21 protein-coding genes are annotated in these 20,949 nt (G+C 62.9%); 9 read left to right on the forward strand and 12 right to left on the reverse strand.

Annotated elements, in window-relative coordinates; translation table 11 throughout:
- Positions 1 to 19: 19 nt before the first annotated feature.
- The 7 genes from ACWGPT_RS13735 to ACWGPT_RS13765 all read right to left on the reverse strand — a co-directional run bounded on the left by ACWGPT_RS13735 (position 20) and on the right by ACWGPT_RS13765 (position 6,898).
- Positions 20 to 727 (reverse strand): amino acid ABC transporter permease, encoded by a 708-nt coding sequence (locus tag ACWGPT_RS13735; protein WP_452606166.1) that lies wholly within the window; start codon positions 725 to 727, stop codon positions 20 to 22.
- Positions 728 to 743: 16 nt separating this feature from the next.
- Positions 744 to 1,577: an ABC transporter substrate-binding protein gene (locus tag ACWGPT_RS13740; protein WP_452606167.1), complete on the reverse strand. Its 834-nt coding sequence runs from the start codon at positions 1,575 to 1,577 to the stop codon at positions 744 to 746.
- 64 nt (positions 1,578 to 1,641) lie between these two features.
- Entirely contained in the window at positions 1,642 to 2,406 is a 765-nt protein-coding gene (locus ACWGPT_RS13745) for an SDR family oxidoreductase (protein ID WP_452606168.1), read from the reverse strand.
- Positions 2,406 to 3,332: a dihydrodipicolinate synthase family protein gene (locus tag ACWGPT_RS13750; protein WP_452606169.1), complete on the reverse strand. Its 927-nt coding sequence runs from the start codon at positions 3,330 to 3,332 to the stop codon at positions 2,406 to 2,408. The genes ACWGPT_RS13745 and ACWGPT_RS13750 overlap by 1 nt, the downstream gene beginning before the upstream one ends.
- A gap of 12 nt (positions 3,333 to 3,344) precedes the next feature.
- Positions 3,345 to 4,721, reverse strand: coding sequence for a dihydroorotase (locus tag ACWGPT_RS13755; RefSeq protein WP_452606170.1), 1,377 nt, complete (start codon positions 4,719 to 4,721; stop codon positions 3,345 to 3,347).
- Positions 4,708 to 5,367, reverse strand: a complete 660-nt coding sequence (locus ACWGPT_RS13760; RefSeq protein WP_452606171.1) for an aspartate/glutamate racemase family protein — start codon at positions 5,365 to 5,367, stop codon at positions 4,708 to 4,710. The genes ACWGPT_RS13755 and ACWGPT_RS13760 overlap by 14 nt, the downstream gene beginning before the upstream one ends.
- 292 nt (positions 5,368 to 5,659) lie before the next feature.
- A complete protein-coding gene (locus tag ACWGPT_RS13765; RefSeq protein WP_452606172.1) occupies positions 5,660 to 6,898 on the reverse strand; it encodes an ROK family transcriptional regulator in 1,239 nt (412 codons plus the stop codon).
- A gap of 196 nt (positions 6,899 to 7,094) precedes the next feature.
- On the opposite strand from ACWGPT_RS13765, the gene ACWGPT_RS13770 reads away from it, so the two are divergent.
- From ACWGPT_RS13770 to ACWGPT_RS13785, 4 genes are all read left to right on the forward strand, one after another.
- The gene (locus tag ACWGPT_RS13770; RefSeq protein ID WP_452606173.1) at positions 7,095 to 8,120 is read left to right on the forward strand and encodes a substrate-binding domain-containing protein; all 1,026 of its coding nucleotides are present in this window, start codon (positions 7,095 to 7,097) and stop codon (positions 8,118 to 8,120) included.
- Positions 8,121 to 8,275: 155 nt separating this feature from the next.
- Positions 8,276 to 9,358, forward strand: coding sequence for an ABC transporter permease (locus tag ACWGPT_RS13775; protein WP_452606174.1), 1,083 nt, complete (start codon positions 8,276 to 8,278; stop codon positions 9,356 to 9,358).
- Positions 9,358 to 10,140, forward strand: a complete 783-nt coding sequence (locus tag ACWGPT_RS13780; RefSeq protein ID WP_452606175.1) for an ATP-binding cassette domain-containing protein — start codon at positions 9,358 to 9,360, stop codon at positions 10,138 to 10,140. The genes ACWGPT_RS13775 and ACWGPT_RS13780 overlap by 1 nt, the downstream gene beginning before the upstream one ends.
- On the forward strand, positions 10,137 to 10,760 hold the full coding sequence (locus tag ACWGPT_RS13785) for a nucleoside triphosphate hydrolase (RefSeq protein WP_452606176.1): 624 nt from the start codon (positions 10,137 to 10,139) through the stop codon (positions 10,758 to 10,760). The genes ACWGPT_RS13780 and ACWGPT_RS13785 overlap by 4 nt, the downstream gene beginning before the upstream one ends.
- Positions 10,761 to 10,819: 59 nt before the next feature.
- Here the strand turns inward: ACWGPT_RS13785 and hydA are convergent, their stop codons facing one another.
- Together hydA and ACWGPT_RS13795 are read right to left on the reverse strand one after the other, a co-directional pair.
- Positions 10,820 to 12,223 carry a dihydropyrimidinase gene (hydA, locus tag ACWGPT_RS13790; RefSeq protein ID WP_452606177.1) on the reverse strand — a complete coding sequence of 468 codons (1,404 nt, stop codon included), beginning with the start codon at positions 12,221 to 12,223 and terminating at the stop codon, positions 10,820 to 10,822.
- Positions 12,224 to 12,324: 101 nt separating this feature from the next.
- Positions 12,325 to 13,017 (reverse strand): FadR/GntR family transcriptional regulator, encoded by a 693-nt coding sequence (locus ACWGPT_RS13795; RefSeq protein ID WP_452606178.1) that lies wholly within the window; start codon positions 13,015 to 13,017, stop codon positions 12,325 to 12,327.
- 160 nt (positions 13,018 to 13,177) lie between these two features.
- On the opposite strand from ACWGPT_RS13795, the gene ACWGPT_RS13800 reads away from it, so the two are divergent.
- The 5 genes from ACWGPT_RS13800 (at position 13,178) to ACWGPT_RS13820 (ending at position 17,353) form a co-directional block, all read left to right on the forward strand.
- On the forward strand, positions 13,178 to 13,963 hold the full coding sequence (locus ACWGPT_RS13800; RefSeq protein WP_452606179.1) for an ABC transporter substrate-binding protein: 786 nt from the start codon (positions 13,178 to 13,180) through the stop codon (positions 13,961 to 13,963).
- 62 nt (positions 13,964 to 14,025) lie between these two features.
- Entirely contained in the window at positions 14,026 to 14,697 is a 672-nt protein-coding gene (locus ACWGPT_RS13805) for an amino acid ABC transporter permease (RefSeq protein ID WP_452606180.1), read from the forward strand.
- Complete coding sequence (locus ACWGPT_RS13810; protein WP_452606181.1) at positions 14,697 to 15,446, forward strand: amino acid ABC transporter ATP-binding protein; 750 nt, start codon at positions 14,697 to 14,699, stop codon at positions 15,444 to 15,446. The genes ACWGPT_RS13805 and ACWGPT_RS13810 overlap by 1 nt, the downstream gene beginning before the upstream one ends.
- 32 nt (positions 15,447 to 15,478) lie before the next feature.
- The gene (locus ACWGPT_RS13815) at positions 15,479 to 16,744 is read left to right on the forward strand and encodes a cysteine desulfurase-like protein (protein ID WP_452606182.1); all 1,266 of its coding nucleotides are present in this window, start codon (positions 15,479 to 15,481) and stop codon (positions 16,742 to 16,744) included.
- 150 nt (positions 16,745 to 16,894) lie between these two features.
- Entirely contained in the window at positions 16,895 to 17,353 is a 459-nt protein-coding gene (locus ACWGPT_RS13820; protein WP_452606183.1) for a GNAT family N-acetyltransferase, read from the forward strand.
- Positions 17,354 to 17,498: 145 nt separating this feature from the next.
- On the opposite strand, the gene ACWGPT_RS13825 is transcribed toward ACWGPT_RS13820, so the two are convergent.
- From ACWGPT_RS13825 to ACWGPT_RS13835, 3 genes are read right to left on the reverse strand one after another with little or no spacing between them, the layout of a single operon-like run.
- Positions 17,499 to 18,386 carry a dihydrodipicolinate synthase family protein gene (locus tag ACWGPT_RS13825; protein ID WP_452606184.1) on the reverse strand — a complete coding sequence of 296 codons (888 nt, stop codon included), beginning with the start codon at positions 18,384 to 18,386 and terminating at the stop codon, positions 17,499 to 17,501.
- A gap of 25 nt (positions 18,387 to 18,411) precedes the next feature.
- On the reverse strand, positions 18,412 to 20,031 hold the full coding sequence (locus tag ACWGPT_RS13830; RefSeq protein ID WP_452606185.1) for an ABC transporter ATP-binding protein: 1,620 nt from the start codon (positions 20,029 to 20,031) through the stop codon (positions 18,412 to 18,414).
- Positions 20,024 to 20,941, reverse strand: coding sequence for an ABC transporter permease (locus ACWGPT_RS13835; protein WP_452606186.1), 918 nt, complete (start codon positions 20,939 to 20,941; stop codon positions 20,024 to 20,026). Before ACWGPT_RS13835 ends, ACWGPT_RS13830 begins: the two co-directional genes overlap by 8 nt.
- Positions 20,942 to 20,949 lie beyond the last annotated feature (8 nt).

The following is a 20,949-nucleotide window of genomic DNA, read 5'->3' on the forward strand; positions in this document are numbered from 1 at the left end:
TTCTCCGGGAAAAAAGGCGTCAGCCCTTGGAAGCGATCGCGTCATCGACGGTCAGGTTGCGTTTGACGCTGCCGGTGGCGGCATAGATTTCGAGTTTTCGCTGAATGATGATCCAGAGCGAGTACATCAGCAGGTACCAGATGGCAGCCACGGTATAGAGCTCGATCACCGCGTAGGTTTCGTTGATGGCGAGGCGGGTCGCCCGCAGGAGCTCGGTGAAGGAGATTACCGACAGAAGCGATGTCGTGCGCATCATCGACGAGAATTCGTTGCCGAATGCCGGCAGGATGAGACGGATCGACTGCGGCAGGATGACGTGCAGCATCGCCCCCAGCCAGCTCATTCCCATGGCGCGGGCGGCCTGCATCTGGTCCGCGGGAACGCTCTGCAGGGCGGTACGAATGATCTCGGCCATGTAGGCGCCGGAATAGCATCCGAGGCCGATGAGACCCGCCTCGAGAACCCCGAGGCGAATACCCAGCTGCGGCAATCCGAAATAGAGCAGGAAGAGCTGGATGAGTGGCGGCGTTCCCCGCCACAACCAGACCCATGTCCCGGAAAAGACCCGAAGAGTTCTGAAGCGTGACAGAGCGCACAGCGCCAGTATCAAGCCGATGATCGTCCCGATCCCTTGCGCCGCGACGGCGACGAGAAGGGTTATACCCGCAACCTTCGCAAAATAGGGCTGCGTCAAATACTCTAGAAAGGTCTCAACCGAGAAATACATGCTGCGCTACGTCAGATTATTGCGGGTTGAGAACGAACTTCTCGACGGCGGAAACACCCCACTTGTCGACAATCTTCTGGTAGGAGCCGTCAGCGCGCATCTCCTCCAGCGCCTTGACGATCAACTCGGCCAACTCCGTGTTGTCCTTCAGCGTCGCGATCGCGAGGCTGTTTGCGGCATTACCGGTAAACGCCAGCTCGAACGGCGCCTTGCTGGTGGAGATGTAGTAGGCGGCGTGTGGGTCGTTGAGGTAGGCCGCGTCGGCCTGTCCGGTGACCGCTGCCTGGATCGCATCGGCGCTCGCGTCGAACGCCAGGATCTCGATTGCATCCTTGCCTTCGGCGACAAGGCGATCGCTGTGTGCCTGCAGGTTCTTGTTCGTCGTCCCGCCGGCGGCGACCGAAACCTTCTTGCCTGCAAGTCCGTCGAAGCATGCGTTGAAGCTTTCCGGGGCGCCAAGCGTGGCTTCGCAGGAAATCTTCTGGGGGTTGCCCGCCGGCACCATCAGGCCTTCGCCCCACTGGACGTAGGAGATCATGTTCATGACCTTGAGGCGCTCGGGATTGACGAAGATTGCGGTGCAGAGAGCGTCGAAGCGCTTAGCCTGGAGACCGGGAACGAGGCCCGGGAACGCAAGGTTCGTCCACTCGATCTCGAGCCCCATGCGCTTGGCGACTTCGCCGCACATGTCGACGTTGAGGCCATCCATCTGGCCGTCCGTGCGGATGAACTGGTTCGGCGCGGCCGCGAAGTCGGCTGCGAAGTTGACCTTGCCGGCGGTGAGTGTCGGTTCGGCGACGGCGGTCGTTGCCATCAGCGCCAGAAATGCACCGGTGAGGAATTTTCTCATTGTTCGTTCCCTTTCATTTTATTGTCGAAAAAAGTCCGCCGCCGAAACGGCGGCGGACAGGATGTCAAAGGTTGCGCAGCATGCCTCCGTCGACGCGGATCATCGATCCGGTCACGAAGCTCGCCTGCCGGGAGGCAAGGAAGGCGATGACCGAGGCGAATTCCTCCGGCTTACCGTACCGGCCCGCCGGAATGGTTGCGCGGCTCTCCGCTTCCACCGTGGCCAGTTCGGCACCCAAACGCTTGGCCTTGCCTTCGTCGAGTTCACGAACACGGTCGGTCGCGATACGGCCGGGCAGGACCATGTTCACGGTCACCCCGGAAGCTGCGGTTTCAGCCGCCAGCGTCTTGGACCAGCCGGCGATGGCAGCCCTGACCCCGTTGGAAAGCGCAAGGCCCGGAATGGGCGAGATCACACCGGACGAGCCGATCGTGATGATGCGGCCGAATCCTCGCTCTAGCATTCCGGGCAGAAGCGCATCGGTGATCGCAAAAAGCGATGTCGCCATCGACGAGAAGGCGCCTTCCCAGGCCGCCGTGCTCTGTCCACGCGCCGGTCCTGCCGCCGGGCCCCCGCTGTTGTTGACGAGAATGTCGATGCCTTCCGCGGCCATTCGTTCGCCCAGCGCCTTAACCGAGGCGGCATCTGCGAGATCGAGGCTCACGGGAATGACGTCTCGACCTTCAGCCCATTCGTCGACGGCCGCCGTATTTCGCGCGGCCGCATAGACGGTCGCGCCTTCTTCCGCGAGCAGCCTCGCGGTTGCCGCACCAAGGCCACGGCTTGCGCCCAGTACCAGCGCTTTGCGCCCTGTGAATCCGAAATCCATTATCCAAGCTCCGCGAGACGTTTTTCCTGACGGGCAAGCAGGCGCTCGACTTCGGCCTGCGCTGCATGATCGAGTTGGGCACCCGGCTGCCGCTGGGCCGCCGATGCGATGACGCTGCGCTTTGCCAGGACATATTTGCGCACTGCGAGGCCGACGCCCGGCTGCTGCTCGTAGCGGACCAGCGGCAGATATGCGTCGAAGAGATCCTGAGCGCGGTCCATCTCGCCGCGGCTTGCCAGATCGGTGACCTGGACCAGCATTTCCGGAAAGCCGAAGCCTGTCATGGCGCCGTCGGCGCCGCGAGCCACCTCTTCCGGCAAAAATACGCCGCCGTTGCCGCAGAGAACCGAGATCCGTCGCCGGCCCTTGGCCTCGGCCGCGCGCAGCCTGGATATCTTCGACAGACCCGGCCAGTCTTCATGCTTGAGCATGACGATCTGCGGCAGTTCGTCGATCAGGCGGCCGAGCAGCTCATCGCTGATCTGCACCGTCGTCGCGAGCGGGAAGTCCTGCAGCACGACGGGCACGTCGGCACCGATGAAGGAGCAGGCCTGGCGGTAGTAGGTGAGGATTTGCGCATCGGTGCGCAGCGTCATCGGCGGGGCAATCATCACGCCGGCCGCGCCGGAATCCATCGCTTCCTTTGCGGTTGCCGCAAGGCCGGCAAGGCCGGGTGCCGACACGCCGACGACAACCGGCTTTCCTTGCGACCGCGCGGTCACGCGCTGTATTACCAGCTTGGATTCATCCGGGGTCAGCTTCGGGGCCTCCCCCATCATGCCGAGGATGGTCAGCCCGGTCGCGCCCGCTTCTAGATAGAAATCCGTCACCCGGTCCAGGCTGTTGAGGTCAAGCGTTCCGTCATCATTGAAGGGGGTGACGGAGATCACGAATACACCGCGATCCTTTTCGGTCAGAAGTGCCATGATTAACTCTCTTTACGCATACCAGCCGCTGGTGGAACGCGGCACGAACTGGCCCGTCCCTTCGCTGCTCAGAACATCGTTGCCATCCCAGACCATCGCGCCCCGAAGCCAGCTTGCGGCCACGCGCACGGTGAAGGCTTCGCCGGTGAAAGGGCTCCAGTTCAGGCCGTCATGGGCGTTCTTTTCATCCCAGACGAACTCTCCGTCCTCGAGCACCATCATGTCCGCATCGCGCCCGACCTCGATGGCGCCCTTGCGGTCATCGATGCCGAAGAAACGCGCCGGGCGCTCGCAGAGGAAGTCGGCGGTGAGGCGAGGCGCATCGAGCCCGCGCTTCTGCGCCGCAGTGAAGAAGGACGGAACCAGGGTTTCGAGACCCGGCACCCCGGCACCGGCGTCGAAGATGGAGTGGACCAGCTTGTTATCGATCGGCCAGCTGGAGTGATCGGACGAAACGAAGGCGACCAGGCCTTCCTCCACCGATTTCCAGAGCCCCTCGATCGCGCCCTGGCGAATAGGCGGGTTCACCTTCATGCGAGCGCCCAGCCGCTCGCCGTCCCGCTCCGCATCGAACCAGAGGTAATGGACGCAAAGTTCGCCGGTCGACCGGGCACCGAGATCCGCGATTGCCTTCGTCAGGCGAAAGCCGTTCTCGGTCGTCAGGTGAACGGGATGAACGTGGGCCTCGCCCGCAAGACCGAGCGCCAGGAACTGTCCAGTTGCTGCAAGCTCGGCCGCTTCCGGACGCGCCTGCGCATGGGCAACGATGCCGTTCTCGCCCCTTGCACGTGCCGCAGCAATGCCGGCCAGCACGATCTCCTGGTCCTCGTTGTGAAGACCGAGGGGAACGGCGGTTGGCGCCAGCACCGTCATCAGGTCGAGCGTCAGATCCTGCCCGATGCGTGGGAAGCGAACCGGATTGCTTTCGAACGACGAGATCTTGAAGGCGACGACGCCTCCGTCGATCAGCGCCCGGACATGGGCGGTCCCCGTTTCACGCGACACGGTGCCGTAGAGCGCCATGTCGGCATGTGAATAAGTCGAGATCGCCGCCTTCTTGGCGTCAAGCCGCTCGAGACGATCCAGCGGTTCCGGATTGTCATAGGGCATATCGACCAGCGTCGTCACGCCGCCCGCGACGGCCGAACACGTCGTGTCAGCAATGCCCGGCAATCCCTTGTAGCTCGTGGCATGGGTCTGGCCATCGACGGCACCCGGCAGGACGAGCGCATCCCCGCGGTCATCGACCACGTCGGCGGCCGGGGCTTCGCCCGTCCCGATTGCGGCGATTTTGCCGCCCCGGACAGCAACCCACCCATTTTCGAGAACTTCGGTCGGGGTGACGACCCGCCCCCTGACGACGAGAGACATGAGATTACTTTTCGACATTGTACTTCAGATCAAGGAAGGTGATTGCCGACGCCACCGCCGCCTGGACCGGATCGATCACCGGAATGCCCAGGACGTCCTGCAGGGCATGACGCGAACCGCCCATGCCCGCGCAGCCGAGGATCACCGATCCGGCGCCATGCGCTTCCTTCAGCGTGGTCGCCGTCCTGGCGATGGAAGCGCTTGCCGAATGCGGATCATTGGCCTCGGCCACGCTCATGTTGACCGCGATGTCGCCGGCCAGTCGCGACGTGAGCCCGAGGCGCTCGATGTGGGCGGCGTGACGGAGGATGGACGCGGGGCCGAGCGACACGACGCCAAATCGTTCCGACAGCTGCAGCGCCGCATAATAGGCCGCCTCGGCGATGCCGATGACCGGCCTGCGGGAAACCGATCTCGCCAGTTGGACGCCGGGGTCGGAAAAGCAGGCAACGACGACGACATCCGCATCGGTCGACCTCACGACGTCGGCGACCATCGGGGCAACGTTGGCGACATCCGCGTCGGTTTCGATCCCCAGCGGCGCCTCTTGCAGATACGAGCACTCGATTTGCCAGGCGGATCGCTCGCGGAGCGGCTCAATGCTGCGTGAGATCGTGTGGGTGACCTCCGCGGAGCCGTTTGGATTGAGTACCAGAATGTTCATGCACGCCCCTTTTCGGAGGCAAGACAAATCATGAAAGCATTGGTATTTCAAGTGACATTTTATGTGATATTTTTAATGATATAACACTAGGCAGCCTGCTCATTTGATGGGCTGCGAAAGTCTCCCGCCCGCCCACCAGGTGCGCATCGATTGTCCCGGAGAGTCCACGATCGGGCAGCATTCCGCCGTCCGGCCAGTAAGAAGGCTTGCTCTGAAAAACGGAATCAAACCGGAAGGATGAAGCGGTCAGCCAGGTGCCGGGACCGCGCCCACGGAGACACCTCAGAACCCCTCATATCTCCGAAATATCCTTGAACAGGACGTTCTGGTCCACAAGGTACCGATCGAAGATCGGCAGGCTCGCTCCACCGATCGCCCGGGCGTGGGCCCCGACCTTGCCTTCGATGATATCGGGGATGATGACACCCTGGAGGTCGAGGCGCGCGACCGCCTCGATGGTCGCCGTCACCAGCCGCCGCCGCACCCAGTGGGGAAAGCCTCCGTCGATGACCGCCGCACCGAAGTCGATGACGGAAGCGGCGGCGACGATGGCCTGCGCAAGCGCGGCCGCGCTGTCCTGTATCCAGACTTCCAGCGGCTCGCCGAAATCGATCCAGTCGTCCGCCGAATACCAGAGAGGCTTCGGGTCGATGCCGTTGGCGCGGAGAAGGTTCTCCAACACGAATATTGATGCAATATCCAGCAATTGCCGGGTCTCTCCATCCTTTCCCCTTACCGGCAGCGGACCAATGGCCCCTGCCGTTCCCGTTCGCCCCGAATAGACGGAGGAGTTCAGGACGACCCCGCCACCGATGAAGGAACCGACGAACAGGTAGATGAAGTCGGCATAGGAGGGGCCCGCGCCGAACACCAGCTCGGCGCCGCAGGCACTGGTCGCGTCGTTCTGCAGGAAGACCGGATAGCCGACCTTCGCGGCCACTTCGGCATGGAGGTCGAAGGCACGCCATGCGTCCATGGCGCGCGGCGGCGCGCCAACCTCCTCGGCCCAGTTCCACAGTTCGAAGGGCGCCGCGATCCCGATCCCGGCAATTCGCGCGCGCTGGTCCGCGGCGAGTTCCGCCTCCAGCTGGGAAATTCCCGAGATGATGATTTCCATGATCTCGCCGGGTTGCGGATAGGCATATGTCTGGTGATGCTGGAGACGGATCCGCCCGACGAAATCGATGAGCACGAGGTCCGCGCTGCGCCGGCCGATCTTCACGCCGAAGGAATAGACCGCGTCCGGGTTGAGCCGCATGGGAACGGAGGGCTGCCCCACCTTGCCGCGAACGGGATCCCCGCGCAGGAGCAATCCCTCGCTTTCGAGTGACCGCATGATCACCGAGACAGTCTGCGCCGAGAGCCCGCTCCGCCTCGTGATATCCGCCTTCGACAACGATCCGTGCAGCCGCAGAAGGGAGAGGACGAGGCGTTCGTTATAGGCCCGGACGCGAACCTGGTTCGCCCCGCCCGTCAGGGAGCCCTGGTAAGGCGGAGCGGAATGATGAGCGGCCCCTACCAAAACAGACATGCATTTTCCCCGTATCGCACTTCGCATCGCGCGAAGTTTGCCACACCCAATAAATAAATCAATCAGACTTATTTATTGACAAGATGCAGGCGCCGGTCCTTAATATTTCCCGGGCTGGAGGGAACAAGGCAGGCCACACGGATGGCCTGGAGGTTTTGCACGTGCCCCAAAGGGGTCGCTCTGGGAGGAGAGACACATGAGAAAATCGCTTATCGCAGCAGCCGCCGCAGCGCTTGCCATGGGGGTGGCCTTGTCCGCCCCGGCCAGGGCACAGGCAGTTTCCGCCTGCCTCATCACCAAGACGGACACCAATCCCTTCTTCGTGAAGATGAAGGAAGGCGCCACCGCCAAGGCCCAGGAGCTTGGCGTCAACCTGAAATCCTACGCCGGCAAGATCGACGGCGACAGCGAAAGCCAGGTAGCGGCCATAGAGACCTGCATCGCCGATGGCGCGAAGGGCATTCTCATCACGGCGTCCGATACCAAGGGCATCGTTCCCGCGGTCCAGAAGGCGCGGGACGCGGGAATGCTGGTCATCGCGCTCGACACGCCGCTTGAGCCGATCGAATCCGCCGACATGACATTTGCGACGGACAACCTTCTTGCGGGCGAACTGATCGGCAAGTGGGCCGCCGCGACGCTCGGCGATGCCGCCAAGGAAGCCAGGATCGCCTTCCTCAACCTTACGCCATCCCAGCCGTCGGTCGATGTCCTGCGCAACCAGGGCTTCATGAAGGGCTTCGGGATCGACGTGGCCGATATCAACAAGATCGGCGACGAAACCGACCCGCGGATCGTCGGCCATGACGTCACGAACGGCAACGAGGAGGGCGGGCGAACCGCCATGGAGAACCTTCTCCAGAAGGATCCGACCATCAACGTCGTCCACACCATCAACGAACCTGCCGCCGCCGGCGCCTACGAAGCGCTGAAATCCGTCGGACGCGAAGCCGACGTCCTCGTCGTGTCCGTCGATGGCGGCTGCCCGGGGGTCAGGAACGTGGCAGAGGGGGTCATCGGCGCCACCTCCCAGCAGTATCCGCTGCTGATGGCGTCCATGGGCATCGAGGCGATCAAGGCGTTTGCCGATACCGGCAAGAAGCCGGAAGCGACCGAAGGCAAGAACTTCTTCGACACCGGTGTCGCGCTCGTCACGGACAAGCCGGTGGACGGTCTGGAATCGATCGACACGGAGGAAGGCATGGAAAAATGCTGGGGCTAGGAACGGCCTGACACGCGAAAGGAAGGGCGCCCAGGTCGCCCTTCATCGCCGGCAGGGTATGCGGGAAGCGGTTCGCGCCCTGCACAAGGCCTGCCGAAGCGGTCGCGAGCCGAAACCCTGCCTGTTCCGCCAACGCCTCAGACGGGAGGTACACGATGAGCGAGCCACAGTCTGCGGCCCATCCGCATCACGACTACGAGAAGGTCCTCCCGGAGGGTTCTGGCCAGGTCGCGTCGTTTGACCTGCATGAGAAAACGCTTCTCCAGAAGTGCCAGCACTACCTGCATTCCAATCCCGCCGCCGTCCCCCTGATCGTGCTTGTGTTCTCGGTCGCGGTCTTCGGCGTCCTCCTGGGCAGCAAGTTCTTCTCGGCCTTCACGTTGACGCTGATCCTGCAGCAGGTCGCGATCGTCGGCATCGTCGGCGCAGCCCAGACGCTCGTCATCCTCACCGCCGGGATCGACCTTTCGGTCGGCGCAATCATGGTGCTCTCCTCGGTGGTGATGGGGCAGTTCACCTTCCGCTACGGTCTCCCGCCGACGCTTTCGATCCTCTGCGGACTGGCGGTCGGCGCCTTCTGCGGCTGGATCAACGGACAGCTCGTCGCGCGGATGAAGCTTCCCCCCTTCATCGTGACGCTCGGCATGTGGCAGATCGTTCTGGCCACCAACTTCCTTTATTCCGCCAACGAGACCATCCGCTCGCAGGATATCGCGCAGCAGGCCCCCATCCTGCAGTTCTTTGGCCACAGCCTTCGGATCGGCGGCGCGGTCTTCACCTATGGCGTCATCGGCATGGTGCTGCTCGTGGCGCTTCTCTGGTACATGCTGAACCGGACGGCCTGGGGACGCCATGTCTATGCGGTAGGCGACGACCCGGATGCGGCGGAACTCGCGGGCGTCAACGTCCGTCGCATGCTGGTAGCCGTCTACACCCTGTCCGGCCTCATTTGCGGCTTCGCCGGCTGGGTCCTCATCGGTCGGATCGGATCGGTGTCGCCGACCGCCGGACAGTTCGCGAACATCGAATCGATCACCGCGGTCGTCATCGGCGGCATCTCTCTCTTCGGCGGTCGCGGCTCCATCCTCGGCATGCTCTTCGGGGCGCTGATCGTCGGCGTCTTCTCGCTCGGCCTGCGCCTGATCGGCACCGATCCCCAATGGACCTATCTGTTGATCGGCGTGCTGATCATCACGGCCGTGGCGATCGACCAGTGGATTAGAAGGGTAGCAGGCTGATGAACGTCGAACCCACTCTCAGCGCCCGCGGCCTCGTCAAGCGTTTCGGTCGCGTCACCGCGCTCGACAATGCCGATTTCGATCTCTACCCGGGCGAAATCCTGGCGGTGATCGGCGATAACGGCGCCGGGAAATCGTCGATGATCAAGGCGATTTCCGGCGCCCTCACCCCGGATGAGGGCGAGATCCGGGTCGAGGGCAGGCCGGTGCAGTTCCGCTCGCCCATCGAGGCACGCAAGGCCGGCATCGAGACGGTCTATCAGAACCTCGCCCTCTCCCCCGCACTTTCCATTGCAGACAACATGTTTCTCGGCCGCGAATTGCGAAAGCCCGGGATCGTCGGAAAATGGTTCCGCAAGCTTGATCGCACCGCCATGGAGCGCTTTGCCCGCGACAAGCTCTCCGAACTCGGCCTGATGACGATACAGAACATCAACCAGGCCGTCGAAACACTCTCCGGCGGCCAGCGCCAGGGCGTGGCGGTCGCGCGGGCGGCGGCCTTCGGTTCGAAGGTCATCATCCTGGACGAGCCGACGGCCGCACTCGGCGTCAAGGAAAGCCGCCGGGTCCTCGAACTCATTCTGGACGTGCGCCGCCGCGGCATTCCGATTGCGCTCATCTCCCACAATATGCCCCACGTCTTCGAGGTCGCGGATCGCATCCACGTCCATCGCCTCGGACGACGACTGTGCGTGATCGATCCGAAGGAATACACCATGTCCGATGCGGTGGCCTTTATGACGGGCGCAAAGACGCCGCCGACCGAAACCATTGCCCCATGAGTTCGCGCGTCGAAACCGTCGCGGCCGGCATCCTTGCCGCGGCTGAAGGCAAGACGCGCTTCATCGTCGCCATTGCCGGCCCTCCCGGCGCCGGCAAGTCCACCTTCGTCGAGGACCTGTCCGCCACCTTGGGAGGCCTCGGTTCGTCGGCGAAGATCGTGCCGATGGACGGCTTCCACCTGGATGATGCCGTGCTGCGCGAACGGGGGCTCCTGGCGCGGAAGGGCGCACCCGAAACCTTCGATGCCCGGGGCCTTGTGGATATCGTTCGCGCCATCCGGGCCGCCCGCGAGGACGTCTTCGTTCCTCTCTTCGACCGTTCGCGGGAGCTTGCGATCGCCGCCGCACGGGCCGTGACGCCAAAGGACCGGATCATCCTGCTCGAGGGCAATTACCTGTTGCTCGACCAGAACCCCTGGCGGCAACTCCCCGCGCTCGTGGACCACACGATCATGCTCATGCCCCCCGAGGACATCCTGCGGGAGAGGCTGATGCGACGGTGGCTGGACCTCGGAATGCCGGAAGAAGAGGCCCGCGCCAAGGTGATGGAAAACGACCTGCCCAATGGCTCTGTCGTCAGGGCCCGAAGCCGCACCGCCGACGTCACGCTGTATCGATAGTTACGACCGCACGCTGTCGGGACCGGAGCCGCATCCGGCACTCTCCTTGTCGAGCAGCATCACGAGACATAGTCACTCTCGTGGCGCGACAGGATCTGGCCGTGCCACTTCCCCCCGACGATCTTGCCGTCGTCCATCACTACCATGCCGCGGGCAATCGTCATCACCGGCCAGCCCGTCACCTCGAAGCCTTCCCAGGGCGTATAGTCGGAACCGTGATGGAGGATCTCCTGCCGGATCGTCTCCCGACGGTTCGGGTCCCAGAGAGCGATGTCGGCGTCGAAGCCTATGCCGATCGAGCCCTTGCGTGGATAGAGCCCGTACATTTTGGCGTGGTTGGTTGCGGACAGCTCCACGAATTTCTGCGGCGTGATGCGTCCCTTGGATACCCCTTCCGAAAACAGGATCGGCAACCTCGTCTCGACCCCCGGAATACCGTTCGGCACCCAGCGGAAAGACGTACGCCCCTTTTCGTTCAGCTTCCCGTCGGCGGCATCATAGCGGAACGGGCAATGGTCGGAGGAAAACGTGTGGAATACGCCCTGGGTGATGCCCTCCCAGATGGCGTCCTGGCTTGCCCTGTCGCGCGGCGGCGGCGAACAGACATACTTCGCGCCCTCCATGTTCAGGCCCTTGAGGTCCTCGGCAGTCAGCGTGATGTATTGGGGGCACGTTTCGCCGTAGACCTTCAGGCCGCGTTGCTGCGCCCAGCGGATCTGCTCCATCGCCTCGCGGCCGGAGACATGCACGACCATCATCGGCACGTCGATCAGTTCGGCATGGCTTATCGCCCGGTGGGTGGCTTCCCGCTCGATGACCTCAGGCCGTGACACGGCGTGGTAATACGGTTGCGTCTTGCCCGCGCGCTCCAGCCGCTCGGTCATGAACTTAATCGTGTCGTATCCCTCGCAGTGGACCATCACGAGCGCTCGCTCGTCGCGAGCCACCTCGAAGACCTCCAGCAACTGGCGGTCGCTGAGAACAAGGTCATCATAGGTCATGAACACCTTGAAGGACGTGTACCCGTCCTTCACCAGCGCGGGCAGTTCCTGTCCCAGCACGGCGGGAGTTGGATCGGAAATGATCAGGTGAAAGGAGGTGTCGATATGGCACTCGCCTTCAGCCAGGCGCCGATATTCCTCCACGGACTGGCGCAACGAGGTTCCCCGTTGCTGCAGGGCGAAGGGCATGATGCAGGTATTTCCTCCCGCCGCAGCCGAGGCAGTGGCGGATGCAAAATCGTCGGCCAGCGTGATGCCCGGTCCCTGCGGCTGGGCGACATGGACATGGCTGTCTATCCCGCCGGGCATGACATAGAGGCCCGTCGCATCGATCTCGCGCGCGGCCGCACCGACCGCGCCTGCGATCACTGCAATGCGCTCCCCGGCGATCCCGATGTCCGCCTTGTACATATCGGTTGCAGTCACGATCGTGCCGCCGCGTATGGCGAGATCCAAAGTCATCAGGCAAGCTCCTATAGGTATCGGGGATGTAAGGGGTCAGCCATGTTGCCGGCGAAGGTTTCCCGCCAATCCGGTGGCGATGGCATGCAGGCGCAGCAACACTAGGGCGCAAGCCCTGCACATCGTGCCGTGTTGCCGATGTGGTTTTCCATTTCGTGACGAGCAGCCGATCCGTCATTGGCCCTGAGTGCCGCAATGATCCGCCGGTGTTCCGCGATGGATTGGCTCATTCGCTGGGGATCGGTAATCGGTATCGGTTGGCGCTGTGTCTCCGTCAGTTGATCCCTGACGGTCTGGTACAGCGCCTTGAGCATGGAATTGGAGCAGGCGGAGACGATCGTCCCGTGGAAAAGGAGGTCGGCTTCGACATTGCTGACCAGATCCTGCCTCGACCAGGCCTCTTCCATCGTTCGCGTCGCGTTCTCCATGGCATCCAGTTGCAGGTGGGTCAGCCTGCCGGCGGACAGTCGCGCGATCTCTCCTTCCAGGAGAATGCGGGTCTGGAAGACGTCGAAGGCCGGATAGCTGTCGGAGTAGCGCCACGGCGCCATGTGTCCCGGTTCCCGCTGGGCCCCCGTTGCAGACACGAACGTGCCTCTGCCTGCCTCCGTCGTCAGAAGGCCGAGTGTTTCAAGCGTCAGCAGCGCTTCGCGAAGCGATGCCCGGCTGATCCCGAACCTCTTCGCGAACTCCCGCTGCGACGGAATCTTGTCTCCCGCCTTGAGCGCGCCGCTCTGGATCATCGTCTGGATCTCCCGAGCCACCGATTGTGGAACGAGCGTCTTATTAAACATGTCATCCGCCTCGTTTGCTATTTCCCCCGGCAGCGTATTTTTCCACCTGCCATCTTGCAAAGAGGAAACCAACGTGGTTCCTTTGGCCTTACTGGTCTGACCAGTCGGACCAATGTAGATTGAGTTACGTTCAAAAAACAAGGGGAACCTCATGATACGTATGAACAGCCTGAAAACCACAGTGATTGCTGGAGTGCTGGGTTTGCTCGGCGCCACCGCCCATGCAGCAGACCTGACGGTCGGCGCCAACATCGGGAACGTCCCCTGGGAGTTCCAGGACGCCAGCGGCAAGATCACCGGCTTTGAGATCGATCTGGTGAACGAGATCGCGGGCCGCCTCGGCAAGACCGTCGAATTCGTCAACACCCCGTTCAACGGTCTGTTCTCGGCAGTCCAGTCGGGTCGCATAAACATGGCGATCTCCTCGATCACCATCACCGAGAAACGCCTGGAGTCCGTGACCTTTGCGCAGCCCTACTACGACAGCGATCAGTCGCTAACAGTGACTGCAAGCTCGGGAATCACCGGCCTGGACGGCATGAAGGGGAAGATCGTCGGCGTTGATACCGGCTCCACCGGCGACATGTGGGCCGAAGCGCATACGGCTGAGCACGGTTTCGGTGAGATCCGCCGCTACGAAGGCCTTCAGCCGGCTATGCTCGATCTCGTCGCAGGCCGCGTCGATGGCTACATTTCCGATATCCCGGCATTGCTTTACTACGTCAAGGACAAGCCGGAACTGAAGGTCGTAGAACGTATCCCGACCGGGGAACGGTACTCGATCATGTTCAACAAGGGCGATCCTCTCGCCGAAGAGGTCAACGCCGTGATCACGAAGCTCAAGGAAGAAGGTTTCATCGCGCAGCTGCATGAGACCTGGTTCGGCGCCAAGGCGGAAGAGATGACCTCCACCGTCACCGTTATGGACATGCCCAAGGGCAAGTAAGGCGGAACTGCAGCCGACGGGACCGTCCGTTCCGTCGGCTCGCCAAGGGAGCCTTGGGCTACATGAACCTCATCAATACCTTCCTCAACATCCAGGTGCTGATAGACAGCCTCCCGCAGTTGCTCTGGGGGCTGGCGGTGACGCTGCAGATCGGCATCACGAGCATTCTCCTCGGCCTCGCTGGCGGCCTGTCCCTCGCCGTAGCCCGGCTTTATGCCCCAAGGGTCGTCAAGCTTCTGATCCGCGTCTATGTCGATATCTTCCGCTCGATCCCGCTGCTTGTCCTGCTGATCGTCGTCTACTACGCCCTGCCCTTCGTGGGCATCAGACTGTCTCCCTTCCTCTCGGCCGTGACCGCGCTCTCGCTGGTGTCCGCCGCCTACACGGCGGAGATCTTTCGCGCCGGTATCGAGGCTATCCCGAATGGCCAGTTCGAAGCCTCCGCTGCCCTCGGCCTTTCGAACAGGCACACGATGATAGACGTGATCCTTCCGCAGGCGATCCGCGTCGTCATTCCGCCGCTCACTAACAACTGCATCAACGTCATGAAGGATACGGCCCTGGCATCCGTCGTCGCGATGCCGGACCTTCTGAAGCAGGCTACGCAAGCGCAGGCACTTTCCGCCAATCCGACGCCTCTGATCGGCGCCGCGTTGATCTACATCGCCCTCCTCTGGCCGATGGTGGCGATCGTCGGCCGCCTCGAGAAGCACTTCAGCCGGGGGACACGCTGATGGATAACCCAAATCCTCCTCTGATTTCCGTTCGCGGACTGACGAAGGCCTACGGCACCTTCACGGTGTTGCACGGGATCGATCTCGACATCGCCGAAGGGGAAGTCGTCTGCGTTATCGGTCCCTCGGGTTCCGGCAAGTCGACGCTTATCCGGTGCATCAATCATCTGGAGGCCTTCGCTGAGGAAAGTCGTGTCAGCGTTGACGGAATTCCCGTACAGCCGGGGCCCGGCCTGGCGAAGGTGCGCGCCGAAGTCGGCATGGTCTTCCAGTCCTTCAACCTCTTCCCGCACATGACGGTCCTGAAGAACGTAATGCTCGCGCCGATGCGGGTGCGAAAGACTTCCGTCGAGGAAGCCGAGCGCAGGGCCCGCGACCTGCTCGCCAGGGTTGGCATTTCCGAACAGGCGGAAAAATATCCCGGCCAGCTTTCTGGCGGGCAGCAGCAGCGCGTTGCGATCGCCCGTGCGCTGGCCATGGAGCCAAAAGTGCTGCTCTTCGACGAGCCCACATCGGCGCTCGATCCCGAAATGGTCGGCGAGGTGTTGGACGTGATGCGCAAGCTCGCCGGCACCGGCGTTACCATGGTGGTCGTCACCCACGAGATGGGCTTTGCCCGCCAGGTCGCCGACCGGGTGATCTTCATGGATGGCGGTCGGCTCGTCGAGATGGGTGCTCCGACCGAGATCTTTGACGCGCCAAGGGAAGAGCGCACGCGCAGCTTCCTGCGCGCAGTCCTCAATCACTGACAACAACAAAATCACTTAGGAGGAGCACAAGGATGGCCACCAATTCGCCGCTGGATATTGATTTCGTACGCAGCCAGTTTCCGGGCCTGCACCGCGGATGGACGTTCTTCGACAACGCCGGCGGCTCGCAGATCCTCAAGGGCGCCTTGGAGCGGATCAACACCTTCCTCATCGAGAAGAACGTTCAGATCGGCGGCTCATACGAGGTCTCCCAAGCGGCGGCGAATGCCCTCCATGAGGCTCGGACAGCCGCGATGCATCTGGTGAACGCCGGCCGCCCGGAAGAGATCGTCTTCGGCAACTCCACGACCGCACTGCTCCAGAATCTGGCCCGCGCCATGCATGGCCAGCTTTCGCCCGGCGATGAGATCATCGTTACCGTGGCCGACCATGAATCCAATATCGGGCCCTGGGACCGGCTTCAGGAACGAGGCGTCATTCTCAAGATATGGCCCCTGAACAAAGACAGTCTGACCTTGGACCTCTCGGATCTGGCGTCGCTGATGAGCGAGCGTACAAAGCTCGTCTGCGTGACCCATTGCTCCAACCTGCTGGGGTCGATCAACCCGATCCGCGAGATCGCCGACTTCGTTCATCAACGCGGCGCCAGGATCTGCGTGGATGCGGTGGCCTACGCCCCGCACAGGGCGGTCGACGTACAGGCTTTCGACGTCGATTACTACGTCTTCAGCCTCTACAAGACCTACGGACCGCACTATGCCCTGATGTACGGGAAGTACGACCTGCTGCTCGAACTCGATCCGCTATACCACTACTTCTACGGGAAGGAAAAAGTGCCCGGGAAGCTGGAGCCCGGCAATCCCAACTACGAGTTGGCCTACTCCACCTGTGGCATCGTGGATTATCTCGTGGCGCTGGGAGAGCAGGCGGGCGAGACGGGAACTGTCCGCCGGAAGATCGAAGCGGCCTACGCCGCGATCACCGCCCAGGAGAACGCGCTCGCCGACCGGCTCCTGGACTACCTGCGCTCCCGCAACGACTGCCGGATCGTCGGTCAACCGCAGAACAGCGACGGCCGCCGTGTTCCCACCATTGCCTTCCGCTTCGATGGCCGGGACGCCGGTGACATCTGCCGGGCCATGGACGAGGAGAAGATCGCCATCCGTTTCGGCGACTTCCATTCACGCCGCCTCGCCGAATATTTGGACCTCACCGACCATGGCGGCGTGCTGCGGGTTTCCATGGTCCACTACAATACGATCGAAGAGGTCGATCGCATGACCGCTGCACTCGACAGGATTCTCGCCACGGAGGCAGGACTGGCGAAATCAGGGTGATCTTGGGCCTCGGTCTGCGCCCACTCTTGTCGCAAAGCTGCCCGTGACGGGCATCCAGCCTTCCGCCCGTTTGCGGCGGGGGAATGCTGCGTTGCCGGGTAATCGTTGTCCGCCTGCACGAGGGCGGTTCCCGTTTGAAAGAGCCCGCCAATGTTCTATGACGTTCTCATGGGAAACTACGCTCTCGTGCTAGCGGAAAACGTGGACGACCGCGCTGCCTATCATCGGATTCGACGGGAAGTCCTGTTCGAGGCGAGGGGGCGCATTGACTATATCGTCGACGGGCCCGATGAGCTTAAGCCCGAAAACCTGCCCCTCCTGCTGAAATACGACGGCGATCCCGTCGGCACCGTTCGCCTGGATCAACGGCCGGACGGCACGGCGATTGTCAGGCTTGTGGCGATCGTCGCCCGCTTGCAGAGGCACGGACACGGCAAGGTCCTCATGGACCTGGTTGAGGGCCTGGCCGCCGCCCGCGGGACAGCCAGGCTTTATGTCCACGCCGCCCCCGATGCCGTCGGGTTCTACCAGCGGCTCGGGTTCACGCCTCACAGGTTCGAAGACGGCGCGTTCGACAGCGTCCAGTTGCACAAGCGGATCGGCTCGTGACCTACGGTGCCTCTCAGCCATGCCCGGAAGAAGGCTGCCCTAGATGAGCGATTTCGCGGGTTCAGGGGCGTCTTCCGTCTGACTTCGACGGGAGGGAAAGAAGGGCCGAGGACCCTCGGCGTTCTTCTTGCCTCCCGACTGATGGTCAGTGCTCGGTCAGACCGTACCGGCGGAGGATTTCGGCGATCTTCGCATCCTGCTCCGGATCGGGCAGCAGTGCCGGCTGCCGGCTGGCTCCGACCGAGGCGTCCTGGAGGTAGAGTGCGCGCTTGACCATGGCAGGGGCGAAGCCCAGCGCATAGAGATCGGTGCGGAAGGCCGTGAAGATCGCCTGGTGTCGCTCCGCTTCGGCCAGATCACCGGTGTTGTAGCCGTCCAGGATGCCGGCCAGATCCTCCGGGAGAGCGTTGCCGAGACCGGAGATGCAGCCTGCCGCCCCGTTCTGCAGCGCCCAGAGCACCAGATGGTCCGGCCCGGAATAGACGTCGAAGCCCGGTACCTCGCGCCCGACGGCAAGATAGGCCTCCAGCGTCTCCTTGGCGCCGCCGGAATCCTTGATCCCGGCGATGTTTCCATGGGAGGCGAGCTTGCGCGCGGTTTCCGGTTCGATGTGGTTCTGCGTGCGCGCGGGGATGTCGTAAAGATATATGGGCGTCCTTACCGCATCCGCAACCGTCGAGAAATGCCGGATCAGGCCGTCCTGCGTGCAGGCGATGAAGAATGGGGTGATGACGGCGATGGCCGTTACCCCGATCCGGTCGAATTCGGTCGCGAGCTTGATCGTCTCGAACGTCGCGGGCATGCCGGCATTGACGATAACCTCCGCCCGTCCCCCCACTTCGTCGACCACGACCTCGGCAAGCTTCACCTTCTCCTCGAAGGTCAGCGCCGTGAAATCGCCGTTGGTGCCGGCGCACATGATGTTGTTGCCGGCCGCCACCTGGCGCCGCACCTGCGCGCGTGTCGCGTCGTAGTTTATCGTCTCGTCCTCGTTGAAGCAGGTGACGAGCGCGACGAAGGCCTTTTTCGACATTATCTTTCTCCGGTAATCTGGGGGCTCAGGAGGCGCGGCTGGCACGCGCCGCCCGGTTCTCGGCCTGCACGTCGGGATCGGGATCGAGCCCGGAGGCGAGCAGGGCCTGGGTATAAGGCTTCCGGGGCGTCTCGAAGATTTCCCTGACCGTCCCGAGTTCCACCACTTCGCCCTTCTGCATGACCATCACATGGTCGGCGAAGTCGCGAACCACGGGCAGGTCGTGGGCGATGAAGATGAAGGCGATGCCCATTTCTTTGCGCAGTCTGTCGAGAAGCGCGATGACCTGCGCCTGGACGGAAACGTCAAGCGCCGAGACGGCCTCGTCGCAGATGATCAGCTGCGGTTCGAGCGCAAGCGCCCGGGCAATCGCGATGCGCTGGCGCTGCCCCCCGGAGAACTGATGCGGATAGCGCCCCACATGCTCCGGCCCGAGCCCGACCTGGGTCAGGAGTTCGGCCACCCTCTCCCGCCACTTCGCCTTCGGCAGGATGTCCGGATGGATGACCCAGGCCTCCGAGATCAGCTGGTAGACGGTCATGCGCGGATTGAGTGATTGCGTGGGATCCTGGAAGACCATCTGCAGATCACGGCGCAGCTTGTAGAGTTCGGCCGGCGACAGGGTGAAGAGATCCCTGCCCTTCCACAGGGCAGACCCGGAATCCGGCTCGTCGAGCCGCAGCAGAATGCGGGCAAGCGTCGATTTGCCTGAACCGCTTTCCCCGACGACGGCCAGCGTTTCCCCGGCCAGAAGGTCGAAGGAAAGGCCCTTCAGCGCGGTAAACTCCCCGTACTTCTTGCGGACGTTGCGAACGCTGAGGACCGGCTCGGCACCCTTTACCGGTTCGTGCATCTCGCCTTTTCCGGGGGCAGCCGCGATCAGCTTCTTCGTATAGGGATGCTGCGGGTTCTTGTAGACCTCGCGCACCGTCCCCGCCTCGACCAGGACGCCCTTCTCCATCACCACGACGCGGTCTGCGATTTCGGCGACGACGCCGAGATCGTGGGTGATGATGAGCACCGCCATGCCGGTCTCGCGCTGCAACTCCTTGAGAAGCGACAGCACTTCCGCCTGGACGGTCACGTCAAGCGCGGTCGTCGGTTCGTCGGCAATCAGGATGTCCGGCCGCAGGGCGAGCGCCATGGCGATCATGACGCGCTGGCGCTGGCCGCCGGAGAATTCGTGCGGGTACTTGTCGAGCGCCCCGGCGGGATCGGGAATGCCGACCCTCCCGACAAGCCGCAGCGCCTCGGCCTGCGCCCGGGCGGCATCGGTGCCATGGGTGGTCAGCGCCTCGCGGATCTGCCAGCCAACGGTATAGACCGGGTTGAGATGGCTCAGCGGATCCTGGAAGATCATCGCCACGCGGCGGCCGTTGATCTGTCGCCGTTCCGCTGCCGGCATTTTCAAAAGATCGACGCCGTCCAGCAGGATCTCCCCCGACGTGATGCGGCCGGGCGGCATGTCGATCAGGTTCATGATCGCCGAAGACGAGACCGACTTGCCCGAGCCGCTCTCGCCGAGGATCGCGAGCGTTTCGCCGCGATCCAGATGATAGGACATGTCGCGGACGGCCTTCACGACGCCGACGGCGGTATGGAATTCGACGCAGAGGTTTCTGATCTCGAGCAGATGGTCAGCCATTCTTGGCCCCCTTCATTTCCAGGCGCCAGCGCTGCACCGGATCGAGCGCGATCCGCATCCAGTTGGACAGGAGGTTCAGTGACATCGTCGTAAGGATGATCGCCAGCCCCGGCCAGAACGAGAGCCACCAGGCATTGGTCAGATACTGCCGCCCCTGGCTGATCATCAGGCCCCAGGTGATTTCCGGCGGCTGTATGCCGATCCCGAGGAAGGACAGGGCGCTTTCCGCCAGCATCACATAGGCGAAATCGAGCGTGGCGAGGGTCGTCAGCGTTGGCAGGACGACGGGCAGGATATGCCGGAACAGGATGCGCTTGCTGGATGCACCCATGACGCGCGCCGCCTGCACGAACATGCGCTCGCGGATCTCCAGCACCTCGGCGCGCGTCGTGCGCAGGTAGACCGGGATGCGGGTGATGGCGAGCACCATCATCAGGTTGAGGATCGACGAGCCGAGTATGTAGAGCACGATGACGGCGATCAGCAGCGACGGGAACGACATGATCACGTCGGCCAGCCGCATGATGACCTGGTTCACCCGCGGCGACGAAAAACCGGCGATCAGACCGAGGACGGTTCCGATCACGGCCGAAATCAGGACCGCGCCGGCGGCGACCATGACGGTGTTCTGTGTCGCGACGATGATGCGCGCGAGCAGCGGACGGCCGAGGGCATCGGCCCCCATCCACCAGACCCAGGCCTTCTCGAAATCGAAGGGCGCGGCATTGCGGCCGCGCAGGTTCTGCTTGGTGGCAAGGTCTCCGAGCCAGCTTGGCCCGAGCACGGCCATGACGAAGATCACGAGGAGAAAGATCACCGCACAGAGCGCGAACTTGTCCGCCAGCAGCATGCGGAACATGCGCTTGTAGAAGGGCGGTTCATCGAGGATGACGGTGGCTTCGATGGACATCGTCGTCT

The organism is Pseudorhizobium sp. NPDC055634 (genome assembly GCF_053618655.1).